This window comes from Streptomyces sp. NPDC059853 (assembly GCF_042731495.1).
Lineage (GTDB): Bacteria > Actinomycetota > Actinomycetes > Streptomycetales > Streptomycetaceae > Streptomyces.
The window spans coordinates 1-18371 of sequence record NZ_JBHWJL010000085.1; the positions used below are offsets into that span (position 1 = coordinate 1).

The window sequence follows — 18371 nt, forward strand, 5'->3', positions numbered from 1 at the left end:
GCCCGAGGCGGTCGCTGCGGCCGTCACAGCGGCGGGGCCACGCCCCGTACGCGCCGCGCTACGCGGCGTCCGCCTCGGGCAGCGCCGACAGCGCGCGCTGCGTGATCTCCGGAACGGGACCGAGTGCCTCAATGGTCACGACGAGGCCCTGCTCACGGTAGTAGCCGATGATCGGCTCGGTCTCCTGGTGGTACAGCTCCAGCCGGTGCCGGACCGTGTCCTCCTGGTCGTCGCTGCGCTGGTACAGCTCACCGCCGCACTCGTCGCAGACGCCCGGGACGGCCGGCGGCGCGTACTCCATGTGGAAGACGTGCTGGCTGTTCTTGCGGCACATCCGGCGGCCGGCGATCCGCTTGACCACCTCGTCCTCGGGGACCTCCAGGTCGAGCACCGCGGTCAGCTTGTGCCCGTCCCTGCCCAGCAACTCGTCCAGCGCCTGGGCCTGGGCGATGTTGCGCGGGAAGCCGTCCAGCAGAAAACCGTCCCCGGCGTCCGGCTGCGCGAGCCGGTCCGCCGCCATCGCGATGGTCACCTCGTCCGGGACCAGACCACCCTCGTCCAGGATCTGCTTGACCGCGAGGCCCAGCTCCGTGCCCTGGCTGATGTTGTCCCGGAACAGGTTTCCGGTCGAGATGTGCGGAATACCGAGACGTTCGGCGAGGAGCGCGGCCTGCGTGCCCTTGCCCGCGCCCGGCGGTCCGACGAGGACGATTCGCATCAGCGGAGGAACCCTTCGTAATTGCGCTGGTGGAGCTGGCTCTCGATCTGCCGCACCGTTTCCAGGCCGACACCCACGATGATCAGGATGGATGTGCCACCGAAGGGGAAGTCCTGCTGGGCGTTGAACATCACCAGCGCCACGGTGGGCACCAGCGCGATCAGACCCAGGTACAGCGACCCGGGCCAGGTGATGCGGTTCAGCACATAGCTCAGGTATTCGACCGTGGGTCGGCCAGCCCGGATGCCCGGGATGAAACCACCATACTTCTTCATGTTTTCGGCCACGTCTTCGGGGTTGAAGGTGATGGCCACGTAGAAGAACGCGAAGAAGACGATCAGCAGGAAGTAGGTGATGATGTAGTACGGGTGGTCACCACCGGTGAAGTACCGCTGCACCCACGTCGACCAGCCGCCCGCGTCCGTCCCGGCGAACTGCACCAGCAGCTGCGGGATGTAGAGCAGCGAGGACGCGAAGATCACCGGGATCACACCGGCCTGGTTGACCTTGAGCGGGATGTACGTGGACGTGCCGCCGTACGAGCGCCGGCCGATCATGCGCTTGGCGTACTGCACCGGGATCCGGCGCTGCGCCAGCTCCACGAAGACGACCAGGCCCACCATCGCCAGGCCACAGGCCACCACGACGCCGAACTCGATCCAGCCGTCCGCCAGCGAGCCGGAGAGCTTGATCTGCCACAGCGCCGACGGGAAGCCGGCCGCGATCGAGGTGAACATCAGCATCGACATGCCGTTGCCGATGCCGCGGTCGGTGATCAGCTCACCCATCCACATGATCAGCGCGGTGGCCGAGGTCAGCACGATCACCATGAGGAGCGTGGTGAAGATCGAGTCGGAGGGGATGATCTCGCCCGCGACCGTACAGTTCGGGAAGAGCGAGCCGCTGCGGGCGGTGGCCACCAGACCGGTGGCCTGGAGCACCGCCAGGGCCATCGTCAGATAACGCGTGTACTGGGTGATCTTCGCCTGCCCCGACTGGCCCTCCTTCTTCAGGGCCTCGAGGCGGGGGATCACGACGACAAGCAGCTGCAGAATGATGCTCGCGGTGATGTACGGCATGATGCCGAGCGCGAAGATCGTCAGCTGGAGCAGAGCCCCACCGCTGAACATGTTGACCAGACCGAAGAGCCCGGAATTGCCTCCGGCCGCGGCCTGGTCCACACACTCCTGGACGTTCTGGAAACTCACACCGGGAACCGGGATGTGCTGCCCGAAGCGGAACAGCACCACGATGCCGAGCGTGAAGAGCAGCTTCTTGCGCAGGTCAGGCGTCCGGAACGCCCGGGCGAACGCGGTGAGCACGGTTCCTCCTGCGCCCCCCGCGGCGCGCGCGAGAGGTGATGGTCTTGAAGGTCAACGGATAGAAAGCTGGGCACGAACTCCGCTGCCCGCCGGGCAGCGGTCGGCCCCGGTTGACGGCAACGCACGCCACCTTACCGGCGGATGCGCCGGGCCGGAACGACTGACCGGGGATGCCTCCTTCAGGCATCCCCGGTCACTCGCACTTCATGCGGCTCAGAGCAGCTCGGTCACGGTGCCGCCGGCCGCGGTGATCTTCTCCTTGGCGGAGCCGGAGACGGCGTCAACCGTCACCGTCAGCGCCACCGAGATGTCACCGGAGCCGAGGACCTTCACCAGCTCGTTCTTCCGCACCGCGCCCTTGGCCACGAGGTCGGCGACGGTCACGTCGCCACCCTCGGGGTACAACTGCGCCAGCTTCTCCAGGTTGACGACCTGGAACTGCTTGTGGTTCGGGTTGTTGAAGCCCTTGAGCTTGGGCAGCCGCATGTGCAGCGGCAGCTGCCCGCCCTCGAAGCCCGCCCGCACCTGGTACCGGGCCTTGGTGCCCTTGGTACCGCGGCCGGCGGTCTTGCCCTTCGACGCCTCACCACGACCCACCCGGATCTTGGCGGTCTTGGCGCCGGGGGCGGGCCGCAGGTGGTGCAGCTTCAGCGGCGCGCCGCTGTTCTCTTCCTGCGCCATGTCAGTCGACCTCCTCGACCTTCACCAGGTGCCGCACCGCGTTGGCCATGCCGCGGATCTCCGGGCGGTCGTCCTTGACGACCACGTCGTTGATCTTCTTCAGACCGAGCGAACGCAGCGAGTCACGGTGATTCTGCTTGCTGCCGATGTAGGACTTGACCTGGGTGATCTTCAGACGCGCCATCACGCACTCACCCCGGCCCTGGCCCGCAGCAGAGCGGCGGGAGCCACGTCCTCCAGCGGCAGGCCACGGCGGGCGGCGATCTCCTCGGGGCGCTGAAGACCCCGCAGAGCGGCCACCGTGGCGTGCACGATGTTGATGGGGTTCGACGAACCGAGCGACTTGCTCAGCACGTCGTGGATGCCCGCGCACTCCAGGACGGCGCGCACCGGGCCACCGGCGATCACACCGGTACCGGGGGACGCCGGCTTGAGCAGCACGACACCCGCGGCCTCCTCACCCTGGATCGGGTGCGGGATGGTGCCCTGGATACGGGGGACCTTGAAGAAGTGCTTCTTGGCCTCCTCCACACCCTTGGCGATGGCGGCCGGCACCTCCTTGGCCTTGCCGTAACCGACACCCACGGTGCCGTCACCGTCGCCCACCACGACCAGCGCGGTGAAGCTGAAGCGACGACCACCCTTCACAACCTTGGCGACGCGGTTGATCGCGACGACACGCTCGACGTACGCGGTCTTCTCGGCGGCAGCGCCACCGTCCCGACCCTTACGGTCCCGTCGCTCGCCGCCACCGGCGCCGCCACCGCGGCGCTGGGGTCCAGCCATTGGAATTACCTCTCTCGAATCAGTCGACGGAACCGGCTCAGAACTTGAGCCCCGCCTCACGGGCGGCGTCCGCGAGCGCGGCCACGCGCCCGGCGTACTTGTTGCCGCCACGGTCGAAGACCACGGCCTCGATGCCCGCGGCCTTGGCCCGCTCGGCCACCAGGGCGCCGACCTTCTTGGCCTTGTCGCTCTTGTCGCCCTCGTTGCCCCGGATGGAGACATCCAGGGAGGAGGCCGACGCCAGCGTGTGACCCTCGATGTCGTCGATGACCTGGGCCACCATGTGACGGTTCGAGCGGGTCACGACCAGGCGCGGACGCTCGGCAGTGCCCGAGACCTTCTTGCGGATCCGCAGGTGACGCCGCTTGTTCGCCGTACGCTTACGGGCATCGCCCTTGGCGATCTTGATGCCGTATGCCATGGCTTACTTACCAGCCTTTCCGACCTTGCGGCGGATGACCTCGCCCGCGTACTTGACGCCCTTGGCCTTGTACGGGTCGGGCTTGCGCAGCTTGCGGATCTTCGCGGCGACCTCGCCGACCTTCTGCTTGTCGATCCCCTGGACGCTCAGCTTCGTGGGCGAGTCCACCTTGAAGGTGATGCCCTCGGGGGCCTCGACGAGGATCGGGTGGCTGTAGCCGAGGGAGAACTCCAGGTTGGAGCCCTTCGCGGCCACGCGGTAACCGACACCGCTGATTTCGAGGTCCTTGCTGTACCCCTCGGTCACGCCGATGATCAGGTTCGCCACCAGCGTGCGGGACAGGCCGTGCAGGGACTTGTTCCGGTTCTCGTCGTTCGGGCGGGAGACGACGATGGTGCCGTCCTCACTCCGCTCGACGTCGATAGGCGCGGCGACCGTGTGCGAGAGAGAGCCCTTGGGGCCCTTCACCGCGACCGTACGGCCGTCGATGGTGACGTCCACACCGGCGGGAACCTGGATGGGGAGCTTGCCGATACGCGACATGGCTATCCGTTCCCTTCCGTTACCAGACGTAGGCGAGGACTTCCCCACCCACGCCCTTCTTCTGAGCCTGCTGGCCGGTCAGGAGGCCGTTGGACGTGGAGATGATCGCCACGCCGAGGCCGCCCAGCACGCGGGGCAGGTTGGTGGACTTCGCGTAGACCCGCAGGCCCGGCTTCGAGATCCGCTTGATGCCGGCGATCGAACGCTCGCGGTTCGGGCCGTACTTCAGCTCGAGCACGAGGCTCTGGCCGACGGGGGCCTCCTCGGTCTTCCAGCCGGTGATGTAGCCCTCCTGCTGGAGGATCTCCGCGATGTGCGTCTTGATCTTGCTGTGCGGCATCACGACGGTGTCGTGGTACGCCGAGTTCGCGTTCCGCAGACGCGTGAGCATGTCTGCGATCGGGTCGGTCATGGTCATGAGATGGCCTTCGGCCTCTCCCACCGGGGTTTCCCCGGGGCCGCCACCCACCGAAGTGTGAGCAGCGGACCCCGAGGACCTACGGCGTAGTAGTGATTACCAGGAGCTCTTGGTGACGCCCGGCAGCTCGCCGCGGTGCGCCATCTCGCGAAGGCACACACGGCACAGGCCGAACTTGCGGTACACGGAGTGCGGCCGTCCGCAGCGCTGGCAGCGGGTGTACCCGCGCACCGCGAACTTCGGCTTGCGAGCGGCCTTCTGGATCAGGGCCTTCTTCGCCATGGCTCACGCCTCCTTGAACGGGAAACCGAGGTGACGCAGCAGGGCGCGGCCCTCCTCGTCGGTGGTCGCCGTGGTCACCACGGTGATGTCCATACCACGGACCCGGTCGATCTTGTCCGGGTCGATCTCGTGGAACATGACCTGCTCGGTCAGCCCGAAGGTGTAGTTCCCCCGGCCGTCGAACTGCTTCGGGGACAGGCCCCGGAAGTCGCGGATGCGCGGCAGCGCCAGCGACAGCAGACGGTCGAGGAACTCCCACATCCGGTCGCCGCGCAGCGTGGTGTGCGCCCCGATCGGCTGCCCCTCGCGCAGCTTGAACTGCGCGATGGACTTGCGGGCCTTCGTCACGGACGGCTTCTGTCCGGTGATCGTGGCGAGGTCGCGGATGGCGCCCTCGATCAGCTTGGAGTCGCGGGCGGCGTCGCCCACACCCATGTTGACCACGATCTTGGTCAGGCCGGGGATCTGCATGACGTTCTCGTACTTGAACTCGTCGTGCAGCTTGCCGGCGATCTCTTCGCGGTAGCGCGTCTTCAGACGCGGGATCGCGGTGGTGGCAGTGGCAGTCATCAGATGTCCTCACCGGTCCGCCGGGCAACGCGGATCTTGTTGCCCTCGTCGTCGAAGCGGTAACCGACGCGGGTGGTGACCTTCTTGCCGTCCTTCTCCACGACGAGCGCGACATTGCTCACGTGGATCGGGGCTTCGGTCGTCACGATGCCACCGGTCTTCGAACCACGGGCCGTCTGTCCGGCCTTGGTGTGCTTCTTGACCCGGTTGACACCCTCGACCAGGACGCGGTCCTCGCGGGGGAAGGCCACGATGACCTTGCCCTGCTTGCCCTTGTCCTTTCCGGTGATGACCTGGACCAGGTCGCCCTTCTTGATCTTCATCGGTTACAGCACCTCCGGCGCGAGGGAGATGATCTTCATGAACTTCTTCTCGCGCAGCTCACGGCCGACAGGGCCGAAGATACGGGTGCCGCGGGGGTCGCCGTCGTTCTTCAGAATGACGGCGGCGTTCTCGTCGAAGCGGATGTACGAACCGTCGGGACGACGGCGCTCCTTGACCGCGCGGACGATGACCGCCTTGACGACGTCACCCTTCTTGACGTTGCCACCGGGGATCGCGTCCTTGACGGTGGCGACAATGACGTCCCCGATGCCCGCGTAGCGGCGACCCGAACCACCGAGCACACGGATGCAAAGGATTTCCTTCGCGCCCGTGTTGTCGGCGACGCGCAGTCGCGACTCCTGCTGGATCATGGTTACTTCGCCTTCTCTAGGATCTCGACGACGCGCCACCGCTTGGTGGCGGACAGCGGCCGGGTCTCCATCAGGAGCACGCGGTCACCGATGCCTGCGGCATTCTGCTCGTCGTGCGCCTTGAGCTTGTTGGTCCGGCGGATGATCTTGCCGTAGAGCGCGTGCTTGACGCGGTCCTCCACAGCGACAACGACGGTCTTGTCCATCTTGTCGCTGACGACCAGACCCTCACGGGTCTTCCGCCGGCCGCGCTCCGCCTCGGAGGTCGGGGTCGTCTCAGTCACATTCTTCTCACTCATCAGGCGCTCTCCACCGTCTCCACCGAGGCCTCGATGCCCAGCTCGCGCTCACGCATCAGGGTGTAGATCCGGGCGATGTCCTTGCGGACGGCCTTGAGCCGGCTGTTGTTCTCCAGCTGTCCGGTCGCCGACTGGAAGCGGAGCCGGAACAGCTCCTCCTTGGCCTCACGCAGCTTCGCAACGAGTTCCTCGTTGTTCAGCTCGCGCAGCTCCGAAACCTTGGTTCCGGTCGCCATCACGCCTCACCTGCCTCGCGCCGCACGATCCGGCACTTCATCGGAAGCTTGTGAGCAGCGCGGATCAGCGCCTCACGAGCAATCTTCTCGTTGGGGTAGGACAGCTCGAACATCACCCGTCCCGGCTTGACGTTCGCGATCCACCACTCCGGCGAACCCTTACCGGAACCCATGCGGGTCTCGGCGGGCTTCTTGGTCAGCGGGCGGTCGGGGTAGATGTTGATCCACACCTTGCCGCCACGCTTGATGTGCCGGGTCATCGAGATACGCGCGGCCTCGATCTGCCGGTTGGTGACGTACGCACCGGTGACGGCCTGGATGCCGTACTCGCCGAATGCGACCTCGGTACCGCCCTTGGCCGCACCCGAGCGCTTCGGGTGGTGCTGCTTGCGGTGCTTGACCCTGCGGGGGATCAGCATGACGGTCAGCCCTCCGTTCCGGTGCTCTCAGCAGCCGGAGCGGCAGCGGCGGGAGCCTCGGCCTTGGGGGCCTCGGCGCCGGCGCTCTGCTGCTGCTGCGGCTTGCGGCCGCGGCCACCGCGCTCACCGCGACCGCCCCGGGCGGGACGGTCACCGGCGCCACCGCGCGAGGGGCGGTTGCCCGCCCGGGCGGCGGCGTTCTCGGCGCGGACCTCGGCGATGTTCTTGACGTCGCCCTTGTAGATCCAGACCTTCACACCGATGCGGCCGAAGGTGGTACGGGCCTCGAAGAAGCCGTAGTCCACGTTCGCGCGCAGGGTGTGCAGCGGAACCCGGCCCTCGCGGTAGAACTCGGAGCGGGACATCTCGGCGCCGCCGAGACGGCCACCGCACTGGATCTTGATGCCCTTGGCGCCGGCCTTCATGGTGCTCTGCATCGACTTGCGCATCGCACGGCGGAAGGAGACGCGGGAGGACAGCTGCTCGGCGACCGCCTGGGCCACCAGCTGGGCGTCCAGCTCGGGGTTCTTGACCTCGAGGATGTTGAACTGGATCTGCTTGCCGGTCAGCTTCTCCAGGTTGCCGCGCAGCCGGTCCGCCTCGGCGCCGCGGCGGCCGATGACGATGCCCGGACGGGCGGTGTGGACGTCGACGCGGACCCGGTCACGGGTGCGCTCGATCTCCACCTTGGAGATGCCGGCCCGCTCCATGCCCTGGGTGAGCATGCGGCGGATGGCCACGTCTTCCTTGACGTAGTCCTTGTAGAGCTTGTCGGCGTACCAGCGCGACTTGAAGTCGGTCGTGACGCCGAGGCGGAACCCGTGCGGGTTTACCTTCTGGCCCATTACCGGGTCCCTTCCTTGCTGCTGACGACCACGGTGATGTGGCTGGTCCGCTTACGGATCCGGTAGGCACGGCCCTGGGCACGCGGCTGGAACCGCTTCAGGGTCGGACCCTCGTCGACGTACGCCTCGGAGACGTACAGACTGTCGATGTCCGTGTGGTCGTAGTTGTGCGCGGCGTTGGCGATGGCGCTGTCGAGCACCTTCCCCACCGGCACGCTCGCGGCCTGCGGCGCGAAGCGCAGGACCGCCTGAGCCTCCGCGGCGTTCAGCCCACGGATGAGGTCCACCACGCGGCGGGCCTTCATGGGCGTGACGCGGATGTGCCGCGCACGGGCCCTGGCTTCCATGGTTGTCCCTTCGGTGTCGGTCATGGTCATTCACACCCGCCTCAGCGGCGGCGCGACTTCCGGTCGTCCTTGACGTGGCCCCGGAAGGTGCGCGTCGGCGCGAACTCGCCGAGCTTGTGGCCGACCATCGACTCGGTGACGAACACCGGGACGTGCTTGCGGCCGTCGTGCACCGCGATGGTGTGCCCCAGCATGGCCGGGATGATCATCGAGCGGCGAGACCAGGTCTTGATGACGTTCTTGGTGCCGGCTTCGTTCTGTGCGTCCACCTTCTTGATCAGGTGGTCGTCGACGAAGGGCCCCTTCTTGAGACTGCGTGGCATGTTCTCGCCGGCTCCTAGCGCTTCTTGTTCGTCTTGCGGCGGCGGACGATGTACTTGTTGCTGGCCTTCTTCGGCGAGCGCGTACGACCTTCCTTCTTGCCCCAGGGCGAAACCGGGTGGCGGCCACCCGAGGTCCGGCCCTCACCACCACCGTGCGGGTGGTCGACGGGGTTCATCACCACACCGCGGACGGTCGGGCGAACGCCCTTCCAGCGCATACGGCCGGCCTTGCCCCAGTTGATGTTCGACTGCTCGGCATTGCCGACCTCGCCGACGGTGGCGCGGCAGCGGATGTCGACCAGCCGGATCTCACCGGACGGCATCCGGAGGTGCGCCATGCGCCCCTCCTTCGCCAGGAGCTGCACGGAGGCACCGGCGGAGCGGGCGAACTTGGCGCCGCCGCCGGGCTGGAGCTCGATGGCGTGGATGACCGTACCGACCGGGATGTTGCGCAGCGGCAGGTTGTTGCCCGGCTTGATGTCGGCGCCGGGGCCGTTCTCGATCCGGTCACCCTGCTTCAGGTGGGCCGGGGCGATGATGTACCGCTTCTCGCCGTCCGCGTAGTGCAGGAGGGCGATACGCGCGGTGCGGTTGGGGTCGTACTCGATGTGCGCGACCTTGGCCGGCACACCGTCCTTGTCGTGCCGCCGGAAGTCGATCAGGCGGTAGGCACGCTTGTGGCCACCACCCTGGTGGCGGACGGTCACACGACCGGCGTTGTTACGGCCGCCCTTGCTGTGCAGCGGGCGGACCAGCGACTTCTCCGGCGTGGACCGCGTGATCTCGACGAAGTCGGCGACACTGGCGCCACGACGGCCCGGAGTCGTCGGCTTGTACTTGCGGATTCCCATTTCTCAGTCCTCGTCCGATATCGGACGACTCGACCTCCGTCAGGAGACCGGGCCGCCGAAGATGTCGATGCTGTCGCCCTCGGCGAGGGTCACGATGGCGCGCTTGGTGTTCGCGCGCTTGCCGTAACCGGTGCGGGTGCGCTTGCGCTTGCCCTGCCGGTTGATCGTGTTGACCCCGGTGACCTTGACCGAGAAGACCTCTTCGACGGCCTGCTTGATCTGGGTCTTGTTGGCGCGCGGGTCGACGATGAACGTGTACTTGTTCTCGTCGAGGAGCGCGTAGCTCTTCTCCGACACCACGGGCTTGATCAGGAGGTCACGGGGGTCCGAGAACTCCTTGCTGCTGACCGGGGCGGCGATCGCGTCGCTCATCAGGCGTCGCTCCCTTCGAGCTGCTTGTCGAACGTCACCTTGGCCTCGCCGGCCACGAAACGGTCGAAGGCGGCCTTGGTGAAGACGACATCGTCGGAGTCGACCACGTCGTACGTGTTCAGCTGCCCCGGGTCCAGGATGTGCACCTGGGGCAGGTTGCGGGCGGACAGCCAGCCGGCCTCGTCCGAGCGCTCCACGACGAGCAGGACCTTCTTGCGGTCGCTGATCTTGCCGAGCAGGGTCTTGACCGCCTTGGTGGAGATCAGACCCTCGGCCACCACGTCGGTGACGACGTGGATGCGCTCGTGGCGGGCCCGGTCGGTGAGGGCACCGCGCAGGGCGGCGGCCTTCATCTTCTTCGGGGTCCGCTGGCTGTAGTCACGCGGCACGGGGCCGTGGACGACGCCACCGCCGGCGAACTGCGGCGCGCGGGTCGAGCCCTGGCGGGCGCGGCCGGTGCCCTTCTGGCGGTACGGCTTCTTGCCACCGCCGCGGACCTCGCCGCGCGTCTTGGTCTTGTGCGTACCCTGTCGGGCCGCGGCCTGCTGGGCGATGACGACCTGGTGGATCAGCGGAATGCTGACCTTGGCGTCGAAGATCTCCGCGGGGAGCTCGACGGTACCGGTCTTCTCGCCGGCGGGCGAAAGAATGTCAACGGTGCTCATTGGTTACCCTCAGGCCCCCTTGGCCGCGGTGCGGACCAGGACGAGGCCGCCGTTCGGACCGGGAACCGCGCCCTTGATGAGCAGCAGACCCTTCTCCGCGTCAACGGCGTGGACGGTCAGGTTCTGGGTGGTGACCCGCTCGTTGCCCATCCGGCCCGCCATGCGCAGGCCCTTGAAGACACGGCCCGGGGTGGCGCAGCCACCGATGGAGCCGGGCGAGCGGTGCTTGCGCTGCGTACCGTGCGAGGCGCCGAGACCGCCGAAGCCATGACGCTTCATGACACCGGCGAAGCCCTTGCCCTTGCTCTTGCCGGTCACGTCGACCTTGACACCGGAGTCGAACGCCTCGGCCGTGATCTCCTGGCCGAGGGTGTACTCGCTGGCGTCGGCGGTCCGCAGCTCGACCAGGTGGCGGCGCGGGGTGACATCGGCCTTGGCGAAGTGGCCCTTGAGGGGGCGGTTCACCTTGCGCGGGTCGATCTCGCCGAACGCGATCTGGACGGCCTCGTAGCCGTCCTTGTCGTTGGTGCGCACCTGGGTGACGATGCAGGGTCCGGCCTTGACGACGGTCACCGGGACGACACGGTTGTTCTCGTCCCAGACCTGGGTCATGCCGAGCTTCTCGCCCAGGACACCCTTGATCTGCTTGGTCATCTCTCCCGTGCCTCTCAGAGCTTGATCTCGATGTCGACGCCGGCCGGCAGGTCCAGGCGCATCAGCGAGTCAACGGTCTTGGGGGTCGGGTCGAGGATGTCGATCAGACGCTTGTGGGTGCGCATCTCGAAGTGCTCGCGCGAGTCCTTGTACTTGTGCGGCGACTTGATGACGCAGTACACGTTCTTCTCAGTGGGCAGCGGCACCGGGCCCGCGACCGACGCACCCGTGCGGGTCACCGTCTCGACGATCTTCTTCGCCGAGTTGTCGATGACCTCGTGGTCGTAGGCCTTGAGCCGGATGCGGATCTTCTGTCCCGCCATGGCTACTTCGTAGTCCTGTCTCTTCGTTTAACGCCCTGGAACCTGGCTTCCGCGGCCCCCGGCTCCGACCCACGCGGTCGGGCGTGTCGCGCTCCTCGCGAGGATCGCCCCCGAAGGTTTCTCCGGGGCGGAGGGTGGGGATGACTTCCACCAGGCGCCTGGCTCGGATCCCCGCCCACGCTTCCCGGAAGATCCCGGTATTTCCGCACCTCAACAGGCGCGACGAATACAGTGGGACTCGCTTCCGGTCCTCCCGGCGGGAGGCGCGCGGCATCGGCTCCGGGCCGAGCAACCTGCTCAGTGTGCCATACCGGACACTCCCCTCGCCAATCGCGCGGGGTCGCTCAACCGTCCCCGGCCGCGCGCTGTGGTATGTGCAGCCGCAGCAGGGCGCGTTCGGCCCACTCCGGGGGCCGGGTCAGCAGCGAGACCCCGGCCATCACCGCGAACGCCAGCGGTACGGTCCAGGCGGCCGGCTGCGCCAGCAGCACCGTCAGCCACCCCGGATGCGGCCCGGTGACCACCGAGGCCAGCGCCGCGCCGGTGGCCGCGCACACCCCCGCGATCAGCCCGGCGGCGGCGCCGGGCACGGTGAGCCCGCGCCACCATATCCCCAGCACCAGCAGCGGACAGAAGGTGGAGGCGGCCACCGCGAACGCCCAGCCCACCAGCACGTTGATGTCCACCCGCTCCGCGGGCAGCGACAGCCCCACCGCCACCAGCGCCCCGGCCGCCACCGCCAGCCGCAGCCGGGGCACCGAGGACCGCGACAGATCGTGCGAGAGCCCGCCGGCCAGCGCCAGCAGCAGCCCGGAGGAGGTGGACAGGAACGCCGCGAACGCCCCGGCGGCCACCAGCGCGGTGAGCACGGCGCCCCACGCGCCCGGCACCATCGCGCCCGGCAGCACCACGGTCACCTGGTCGGTGTGCCCCTCGGTGATCAGCCCGGGCGCGAACACCCGCCCCAGCAGCCCGTACACCGCGGGGAAGAGATAGAAGAGGCCCAGCAGCACGATCACCCACACCGCCACCCGGCGCGCGATCCGGGCGGTGGCGCTGGTGTGGAACCGCATGATCACATGCGGCAGTCCGACCGCCCCGAGCGTGGTGGCCAGCAGCACGGACCAGGTGGCCAGCAGCGGCTGCCCCGACCCTTCGAGATCCAGCAGCGGCCTCGACCACGCCCCGGCGTCCACCCGCAGCGCCAGCTCCCGGCCCTCGCCCCCGGCCCGTACCAGCAGCACCAGGGCCGGCACCGCGATGAAGATCAGCTTCACCACGTAGTGGAACGCCTGCACATAGGTCGCCGCCCGCATCCCGCCCACCGCGATGGAGGAGCTGACCACGGCGCCCGCCAGCACCACCCCCACCCAGTACGGCGTCCCGCTCACCAGGTGCAGCACCACGCCCGCACCCTTGAACTGCGGGATCAGATACAGCCACATGATCACCAGCACGATCACGGCGCACAGTTTGCGCACGGCCCGCGACCCCAGCCGGTAGTCGGCGAAGTCCGGCACGGTGTACGCGCCCGAGCGCCGCATCGGCCCGGCCACCAGCGCGGCCACCGCCACGTACCCGGCGGTGAAGCCGACCGCCCACCACAGCGAGCCGACCCCGTTCTTCAGCATCAGCCCGGCCAGGCCCAGCACCGAGGCGGCCGAGACGTACTCGCCCGCGATCGCCATGGCGTTCCAGCCGGGACTGATCTGCTGGGAGGCGACGAGGAAGTCCGGGGTGCTGCGGGCCGCCCGCACCCCGTAGACGCCGATGACCACGCTGGAGCCGAGGAGCAGCCCGATGGCCAGCAGCGAGGTCACGGGGCGCGGTCCTCGTTCCGCTCGGCGGCCCGCACGTGACAGACCGCGATCAGCAGCAGCAGCGGGTAGCTGCCGACCATCAGCACCACCCAGGACAGCGGCGCCGGCAGCAGCCACAGCAGTCCGCTGAGCCCGAGGAGCAGCCCGCACAGCAGGCCCAGCGTGCGGGCGGCCAGCCGCCGCAGGCGGCGGAAGAGGGCGCGGGCGGCCTCGGTGTCCGCGCCGGACTCCGGCGAGGGCAGCGGCAGCAGATGCTGGGCGGGCCGGTGCCGCCGGGCGAGCGCGACCCGGGTCTGCGGGCTGGTGACGCGCACCCGCCCGCCCTCGCCGCTCACCCCTGCTCCCGGACCGCGGCCAGCAGCCGCTCCTTCAGCGCGCGGGCGTGCCGGCGGCTGACCGGGACGTCCCCGGCCGGGGTGTGGGCCAGCAGTCCCGAGGACGAGCCGGCCCGCAGATCGCGCACCCACCGGATGGCGACCAGGTAGCCCCGGTGCACCCGGACGAAGCCGGCCGGCCCCCACACCGTCTCCAGATGGGACAGCGCCTGCCGGATCAGATGCACGCCGGCGCCGGTGTGCAGCCGTACGTAGTCGCCGTGCGCCTCGACGAAGTACACGTCGTCGCGCCGCACGAAGAAGATGTGCCGGCCGGTGTCGATGCGCACCACGGCCAGTTCGTCGGCGACGGGTCCGGGGCGGCGGGCGGCGCGGACGCGGGCGACGGCCTCGGCGAGCCGTTCGTCGCGCACCGGCTTGAGCAGATAGTCGACGGCGCCCATGTCCCTGGCCGCGTCCCGGTGCGCCTCGGAGGCGGTGACGAAGACGATGGCGGGCGGCGCGGAGAGCATCCCCAGCACCCGGCCCACCTCGACGCCGCTGAGTCCCGGCATGGAGACGTCGAGGAAGACGGCGTCGAAGGCGTCGGTGCCCAGCAGCCGCACCGCGGCCTCGCCGCTCTCCGCGGCGCGCACGGCGCGCACCTCCTCGGCCGCGTCCAGCAGGTGGGCCAGTTCCTCGCGGGTGGCGGACTCGTCCTCGACCACCAGGACCCGCAGCCCCTCGTGCCGCTCGCTCATCCGGCCACCACCCCGCGCCGGAACCGGGGCACCCGGATGACGACCTTGGTGCCGCTGCCGGGGGCGGTCTCGATGACCAGGCCGTACTCGGCGCCGTAGACGGCGCGCAGCCGCCGGTCGACGTTGGCGAGCCCGACGCTGCGGGTGGGCGGGCCGGTGCCGGCCAGCACCCCCTGGGCGAACTCCGGATCCATGCCCATCCCGTCGTCCTCCACCTCGATGACGCACAGCGGTCCCTCGCCGAAGCCGGAGACGGAGATGCTGCCCCTGCCGGTCTTGGGTTCGAGACCGTGCCGCACCGCGTTCTCCACCAGCGGCTGGATGACCAGGAACGGGATGGCGACGGCGAGGATGTCGGGCGCCATCCGCACCATGAGGTCCATCCGGTCGTCGAAGCGGGCCCGCTGGAGTTCCAGATAGGTCTGGACGGCCTGGAGTTCGTCGGCGACGGTGGCGTAGTCGCCGCGCGAGGCGAAGCTGTAGCGCAGATAGTCGGCGAAGTCGTGCAGCAGTTCCCTGGCCCGCTCCGGCTCGGTGCGGATCCGGGCGCCGATGACGGCCAGGGCGTTGTGCAGGAAGTGCGGGGAGATCTGGGCGCGCAGGGTCCGCAGGTCGGCCGCGGCGATCCGGCCCCGGGCGCGGCCGAGCGCGGCGTGGTCGAGGGAGCGCGCCACCAGCGCGCCCACCGGTACGAGCGCCTCCTCGGCGCCGCCGCGCATCACCAGCGCCCCGCACAGTTCGCCGGCCACCAGCAGCGGGACGGCCGCCCAGGGGCCGCGGCTGACGGGGCCGCCCTGTTCGTACGCGAGGGCCAGGACCTCCCGTACCCCCTCCCCCACCGGTCCGGCCGAGGCCACGGGGCCGTCGAGGTCGGTGAGCACCACCACTTCGGCGCCGAGCAGGGCGCGCAGCCGCCGCACCGCCCGGCCGGTGCCGCGTCCGTACAGGCCGTCCCGCAGCGCCGCGTCGATGCCCCGTACGCCCTCCAGCACCCGTACGACATCGTCGCCCCTCACCCCCCGTCCCCACCCGCGCCCTCGCACCATGGCCCGCACGCTAACCCAGGGGTGTGCGCGGGCTGAAGGCTTGTGCGCTGCTCTTTCTCCGCGCGCGCGGGGGGCCGGTGGGGGGATGTGTCCGTTTCCATCGTTTCCATGTCGGGGCCCGCTCGTTGAACCGTCGTAGGCAGCACCCTCTGCGGACGCGGGAGAGTTTCTTGATCGCAACAGATGTGGTGAACCATCTGCTCGTGCAGCGCTTCGGGGTCGCCGCGTCCCGGGTCGAGGACGGGGCCCCGCTCGGCTCGCTCGGGCTGGACTCGCTGGCCCTGGAGGAGCTGCGGCTGCTGATCGAGGACCGGCTGGACATCGATCTGGACGCGGTGGAGCTGACCCCGCGCGACACCGTGGGGAGACTGGTCACGGTGGTCGGCCGGGAGGTCGTGACCTGATGCCGGGCCGGCAGCCGTTCGCAGCGGCGGTCACGGGTCTGGGGCTGGTCACCGCCGCCGGTACGGGGGTGAAGGCCACCTGGCACGCGGTGGCGGGCGGCGGGCGGCCGGAGGGGGTGCGGCGGCATCCGGAGCTGGCGGAGCTGCCCTGCGATTTCATGTACACGGCGGCCGGGCTCGACCCGGCCGCGGTGCTGGGGGTGGCGGCGGCGCGGCTGATGGACCGGTTCTCGCAGCTTGCGGTGCTCGCCGCGCGCGAGGCGGTCGCGGACGCGGGCCTCGACCCGGCCGCGTGGGACGGCTCCCGGGTGGCCGTGGTGATCGGCTCGGCGCACGGCGGGCTGCCGTTCTACGACGAGCAGCACGCGGTGCTGGCCGACCGGGGCCCGCGCCGGGTGTCGCCCAAGCTGGCGCCGCTGACGGTGGTCAACGGCGCCGCCTCCAGCGTCTGCGGGGATCTGGGCGCCCTCGGGCCCAGTCTGGCGGTGTCCACCGCCTGTTCCTCGGGCACGGTGGCGCTGGGCACCGCGCATCAGCTGCTGCGCTCGGGCGCCTGCGACATCGTGGTGGCCGGTGGCGCGGAGTCCGTGCTGTCGCGGCTGCTGATCGCCAGCGCGTGCCGGCTGAAGGCGGTCTCCACCCGTCGCGAGGACCCGGCGACGGCCTGCCGCCCCTTCGACGCCGGGCGGGACGGGTTCGTGGTGGGCGAGGGCGCCGGGCTGCTGGTGCTGGAGCGCCCCGAGCACGCCCGGGCGCGCGGCGCCGCCCCCCGCGCGATGGTGCGCGGCTACGGCGCGGCGAGCGACGCCTGCTCGATGGTGGCGCCTGACCCGGAGGGCGCGGGCATCGAACGGGCGCTGCGGGCGGCGCTCGCGGACGCGCAGGTGACGGGCGCCGAGGTGGACCATGTGAACGCCCACGGCACCTCCACCGTGCTGAACGACCTGATCGAGGGCCGGGCGCTCGTCCGGGTGCTGGGCGAGGGGCCGCTGGTCACCTCGACCAAGGCCGTCACCGGGCACACGCTCGGCGCGGCGGGCGGCATCGAGACGGCGCTCACCGTGCTGGCCCTGGAGGAGCAGACGGTCCCGCCGACGGTCAATCTGACGACGCCCGACCCCGGGCTGCCGGCCGGGCTCGATCTGGTGCGCGGCCCGGCGCGCCGGGCCCGGCTGCGGTGCGCGGTGAAGACCTCGCTGGGCTTCGGGGGCCACAACGCGGCGCTCGTCCTCACCCGTGACTGACCCGCGCGCCGCCGCCCGTCCCGTGCCCTGCCGTCCGTGTCGTGCCGAGAGGAAGGCCCCCATGTCCGACGAGGTGATCCGGTCCCTGACGGTGAGCGGCGTCCCGTACTCCTACCGGCTGCTGCCCCGCCGCGGCCCCGGCCCGGTGCGCACCGAGCCGGTGCTGGTCATCGGCGGGGCGCTGCAGGGGATGGGCGGCTGGCAGCAGCTGGAGACGGCGCTGGGTCCGTTCGCCGATGTGGTGACCACGGATCTGCCGGGCATGGGCGGGGCGGGGCCGCTGCCGCCGGGGCCGAGCCACGGGCTGCTGGGCCGGGCGCTGGAGGGCATCCTGGACGATCTGGGGTGCGAGCGGGTCAACGTCTTCGGCTTCTCGTACGGGGCCGGGCTCGCCCACGGTCTGGTGCGCCGGTCGCCGCACCGGGTGGCGCGGGTGGTGCTGGGCGGGGTCCCGGCGGACATCTCCGACGGGCTGCTGCGGGCGGGCCTTGAGGCCGAGCGGCTGCTGGCGCGGGGCGAGGCGGAGGCGTTCGCCGAGCACATCGCGGCGATGCTGCTGTGTCTGGACGAGCGCCGCCATGTCACCCGGCGCGCGCTGGCCTACCGGTACGTACGCCGGGCGCTGCTGCACACGGCCCGGCACTCCCCGCATCTGGGGGACTCGGTGCGCCGCGCGCTGACCGAGCGGGCGGACTTCTCCGGCGGGCCCACCGGGGTGCCGACGCTGGTCTTCAGCGGTGAGCACGACACGGTGACCTCTCCCGGGCTGCAGCGGCTGTTCGCGGAGCGGATCGGGGCCCGGCACTTCCTCACCGTCCCGGACACCGACCACTGGGTGGTGCTGGAGCGGGCCCGGGAGACGGCGGATCTGGCGGCCCGCTTCTTCACCGACCGGTCGCCGTCCGGCGCGCCGTGTCTGCGGCGGGTGGCCCGGGATCCGGAGCCGGTGCGGCTGGGCGCGGCGGCGGGGCGTTCCTGAGGACGGCGCGTGGCCGCCCCCGCGGTACGGGGG

General features: G+C 70.0%; 30 protein-coding genes. 3 read left to right on the plus strand and 27 right to left on the minus strand.

All coding sequences use genetic code 11. The features are described from left to right. Positions 1-58: 58 nt before the first annotated feature. The 27 genes from ACFV5N_RS12145 to ACFV5N_RS12275 all read right to left on the minus strand — a co-directional run bounded on the left by ACFV5N_RS12145 (position 59) and on the right by ACFV5N_RS12275 (position 15681). A complete protein-coding gene (locus ACFV5N_RS12145) occupies positions 59-718 on the minus strand; it encodes an adenylate kinase (protein ID WP_385597644.1) in 660 nt (219 codons plus the stop codon). After that, entirely contained in the window at positions 718-2040 is a 1323-nt protein-coding gene (secY, locus tag ACFV5N_RS12150) for a preprotein translocase subunit SecY (protein ID WP_385597647.1), read from the minus strand. Before secY ends, ACFV5N_RS12145 begins: the two co-directional genes overlap by 1 nt. 213 nt (positions 2041-2253) lie before the next feature. Further along, positions 2254-2721 carry a 50S ribosomal protein L15 gene (rplO, locus tag ACFV5N_RS12155; RefSeq protein WP_375064142.1) on the minus strand — a complete coding sequence of 156 codons (468 nt, stop codon included), beginning with the start codon at positions 2719-2721 and terminating at the stop codon, positions 2254-2256. Between the two features lies 1 nt (position 2722). Beyond that, positions 2723-2905, minus strand: coding sequence for a 50S ribosomal protein L30 (gene rpmD / locus ACFV5N_RS12160; RefSeq protein ID WP_019433431.1), 183 nt, complete (start codon positions 2903-2905; stop codon positions 2723-2725). Beyond that, a complete protein-coding gene (gene rpsE, locus ACFV5N_RS12165) occupies positions 2905-3507 on the minus strand; it encodes a 30S ribosomal protein S5 (RefSeq protein WP_016473411.1) in 603 nt (200 codons plus the stop codon). The genes rpmD and rpsE overlap by 1 nt, the downstream gene beginning before the upstream one ends. A 37-nt stretch (positions 3508-3544) precedes the next feature. Continuing rightward, positions 3545-3928, minus strand: coding sequence for a 50S ribosomal protein L18 (rplR, locus tag ACFV5N_RS12170; protein WP_385597653.1), 384 nt, complete (start codon positions 3926-3928; stop codon positions 3545-3547). Between the two features lie 3 nt (positions 3929-3931). Further along, positions 3932-4471, minus strand: coding sequence for a 50S ribosomal protein L6 (rplF, locus tag ACFV5N_RS12175; RefSeq protein ID WP_019433429.1), 540 nt, complete (start codon positions 4469-4471; stop codon positions 3932-3934). 19 nt (positions 4472-4490) lie between these two features. Further along, the gene (rpsH, locus tag ACFV5N_RS12180) at positions 4491-4889 is read right to left on the minus strand and encodes a 30S ribosomal protein S8 (RefSeq protein ID WP_026047368.1); all 399 of its coding nucleotides are present in this window, start codon (positions 4887-4889) and stop codon (positions 4491-4493) included. 96 nt (positions 4890-4985) lie between these two features. Next, positions 4986-5171, minus strand: a complete 186-nt coding sequence (locus ACFV5N_RS12185; RefSeq protein WP_019433427.1) for a type Z 30S ribosomal protein S14 — start codon at positions 5169-5171, stop codon at positions 4986-4988. 3 nt (positions 5172-5174) lie between these two features. Continuing rightward, the gene (gene rplE, locus ACFV5N_RS12190) at positions 5175-5741 is read right to left on the minus strand and encodes a 50S ribosomal protein L5 (protein ID WP_019433426.1); all 567 of its coding nucleotides are present in this window, start codon (positions 5739-5741) and stop codon (positions 5175-5177) included. Continuing rightward, complete coding sequence (gene rplX / locus ACFV5N_RS12195; protein WP_019433425.1) at positions 5741-6064, minus strand: 50S ribosomal protein L24; 324 nt, start codon at positions 6062-6064, stop codon at positions 5741-5743. Before rplX ends, rplE begins: the two co-directional genes overlap by 1 nt. 3 nt (positions 6065-6067) lie before the next feature. Beyond that, complete coding sequence (gene rplN / locus ACFV5N_RS12200; RefSeq protein ID WP_019433424.1) at positions 6068-6436, minus strand: 50S ribosomal protein L14; 369 nt, start codon at positions 6434-6436, stop codon at positions 6068-6070. A gap of 2 nt (positions 6437-6438) precedes the next feature. Continuing rightward, complete coding sequence (gene rpsQ, locus ACFV5N_RS12205; RefSeq protein WP_019433423.1) at positions 6439-6735, minus strand: 30S ribosomal protein S17; 297 nt, start codon at positions 6733-6735, stop codon at positions 6439-6441. Continuing rightward, the gene (rpmC, locus tag ACFV5N_RS12210; protein ID WP_385597660.1) at positions 6735-6971 is read right to left on the minus strand and encodes a 50S ribosomal protein L29; all 237 of its coding nucleotides are present in this window, start codon (positions 6969-6971) and stop codon (positions 6735-6737) included. The genes rpsQ and rpmC overlap by 1 nt, the downstream gene beginning before the upstream one ends. Continuing rightward, positions 6971-7390: a 50S ribosomal protein L16 gene (gene rplP, locus ACFV5N_RS12215; protein WP_019433421.1), complete on the minus strand. Its 420-nt coding sequence runs from the start codon at positions 7388-7390 to the stop codon at positions 6971-6973. The genes rpmC and rplP overlap by 1 nt, the downstream gene beginning before the upstream one ends. 5 nt (positions 7391-7395) lie before the next feature. Then, positions 7396-8235, minus strand: coding sequence for a 30S ribosomal protein S3 (gene rpsC / locus ACFV5N_RS12220; RefSeq protein ID WP_019433420.1), 840 nt, complete (start codon positions 8233-8235; stop codon positions 7396-7398). Further along, a complete protein-coding gene (gene rplV / locus ACFV5N_RS12225) occupies positions 8235-8582 on the minus strand; it encodes a 50S ribosomal protein L22 (protein ID WP_026047367.1) in 348 nt (115 codons plus the stop codon). The genes rpsC and rplV overlap by 1 nt, the downstream gene beginning before the upstream one ends. 41 nt (positions 8583-8623) lie before the next feature. Further along, entirely contained in the window at positions 8624-8905 is a 282-nt protein-coding gene (gene rpsS / locus ACFV5N_RS12230) for a 30S ribosomal protein S19 (protein ID WP_019433418.1), read from the minus strand. A gap of 14 nt (positions 8906-8919) precedes the next feature. Beyond that, the gene (gene rplB, locus ACFV5N_RS12235) at positions 8920-9756 is read right to left on the minus strand and encodes a 50S ribosomal protein L2 (protein ID WP_030736298.1); all 837 of its coding nucleotides are present in this window, start codon (positions 9754-9756) and stop codon (positions 8920-8922) included. A 39-nt stretch (positions 9757-9795) separates the two neighbouring features. Then, entirely contained in the window at positions 9796-10128 is a 333-nt protein-coding gene (rplW, locus tag ACFV5N_RS12240) for a 50S ribosomal protein L23 (protein WP_019433416.1), read from the minus strand. Then, positions 10128-10793: a 50S ribosomal protein L4 gene (gene rplD / locus ACFV5N_RS12245; RefSeq protein WP_019433415.1), complete on the minus strand. Its 666-nt coding sequence runs from the start codon at positions 10791-10793 to the stop codon at positions 10128-10130. The genes rplW and rplD overlap by 1 nt, the downstream gene beginning before the upstream one ends. 9 nt (positions 10794-10802) lie before the next feature. Beyond that, positions 10803-11447, minus strand: coding sequence for a 50S ribosomal protein L3 (gene rplC / locus ACFV5N_RS12250; protein WP_019433414.1), 645 nt, complete (start codon positions 11445-11447; stop codon positions 10803-10805). Between the two features lie 14 nt (positions 11448-11461). Further along, positions 11462-11770, minus strand: coding sequence for a 30S ribosomal protein S10 (gene rpsJ, locus ACFV5N_RS12255; RefSeq protein WP_016473429.1), 309 nt, complete (start codon positions 11768-11770; stop codon positions 11462-11464). Positions 11771-12114: 344 nt separating this feature from the next. Beyond that, complete coding sequence (locus ACFV5N_RS12260; protein WP_385597668.1) at positions 12115-13590, minus strand: cation acetate symporter; 1476 nt, start codon at positions 13588-13590, stop codon at positions 12115-12117. Beyond that, entirely contained in the window at positions 13587-13925 is a 339-nt protein-coding gene (locus tag ACFV5N_RS12265; RefSeq protein ID WP_385597671.1) for a hypothetical protein, read from the minus strand. Before ACFV5N_RS12265 ends, ACFV5N_RS12260 begins: the two co-directional genes overlap by 4 nt. Then, the gene (locus ACFV5N_RS12270) at positions 13922-14665 is read right to left on the minus strand and encodes a LytR/AlgR family response regulator transcription factor (RefSeq protein ID WP_385597673.1); all 744 of its coding nucleotides are present in this window, start codon (positions 14663-14665) and stop codon (positions 13922-13924) included. The genes ACFV5N_RS12265 and ACFV5N_RS12270 overlap by 4 nt, the downstream gene beginning before the upstream one ends. Next, on the minus strand, positions 14662-15681 hold the full coding sequence (locus ACFV5N_RS12275; protein WP_385597676.1) for a sensor histidine kinase: 1020 nt from the start codon (positions 15679-15681) through the stop codon (positions 14662-14664). Before ACFV5N_RS12275 ends, ACFV5N_RS12270 begins: the two co-directional genes overlap by 4 nt. Before the next feature lie 200 nt (positions 15682-15881). On the opposite strand from ACFV5N_RS12275, the gene ACFV5N_RS12280 reads away from it, so the two are divergent. From ACFV5N_RS12280 to ACFV5N_RS12290, 3 genes are all read left to right on the plus strand, one after another. Beyond that, a complete protein-coding gene (locus ACFV5N_RS12280) occupies positions 15882-16115 on the plus strand; it encodes an acyl carrier protein (RefSeq protein ID WP_385597678.1) in 234 nt (77 codons plus the stop codon). Further along, the gene (locus ACFV5N_RS12285) at positions 16115-17359 is read left to right on the plus strand and encodes a beta-ketoacyl-[acyl-carrier-protein] synthase family protein (RefSeq protein ID WP_385597681.1); all 1245 of its coding nucleotides are present in this window, start codon (positions 16115-16117) and stop codon (positions 17357-17359) included. The genes ACFV5N_RS12280 and ACFV5N_RS12285 overlap by 1 nt, the downstream gene beginning before the upstream one ends. A gap of 61 nt (positions 17360-17420) precedes the next feature. Continuing rightward, positions 17421-18338 carry an alpha/beta fold hydrolase gene (locus ACFV5N_RS12290; protein WP_385597684.1) on the plus strand — a complete coding sequence of 306 codons (918 nt, stop codon included), beginning with the start codon at positions 17421-17423 and terminating at the stop codon, positions 18336-18338. Positions 18339-18371 lie beyond the last annotated feature (33 nt).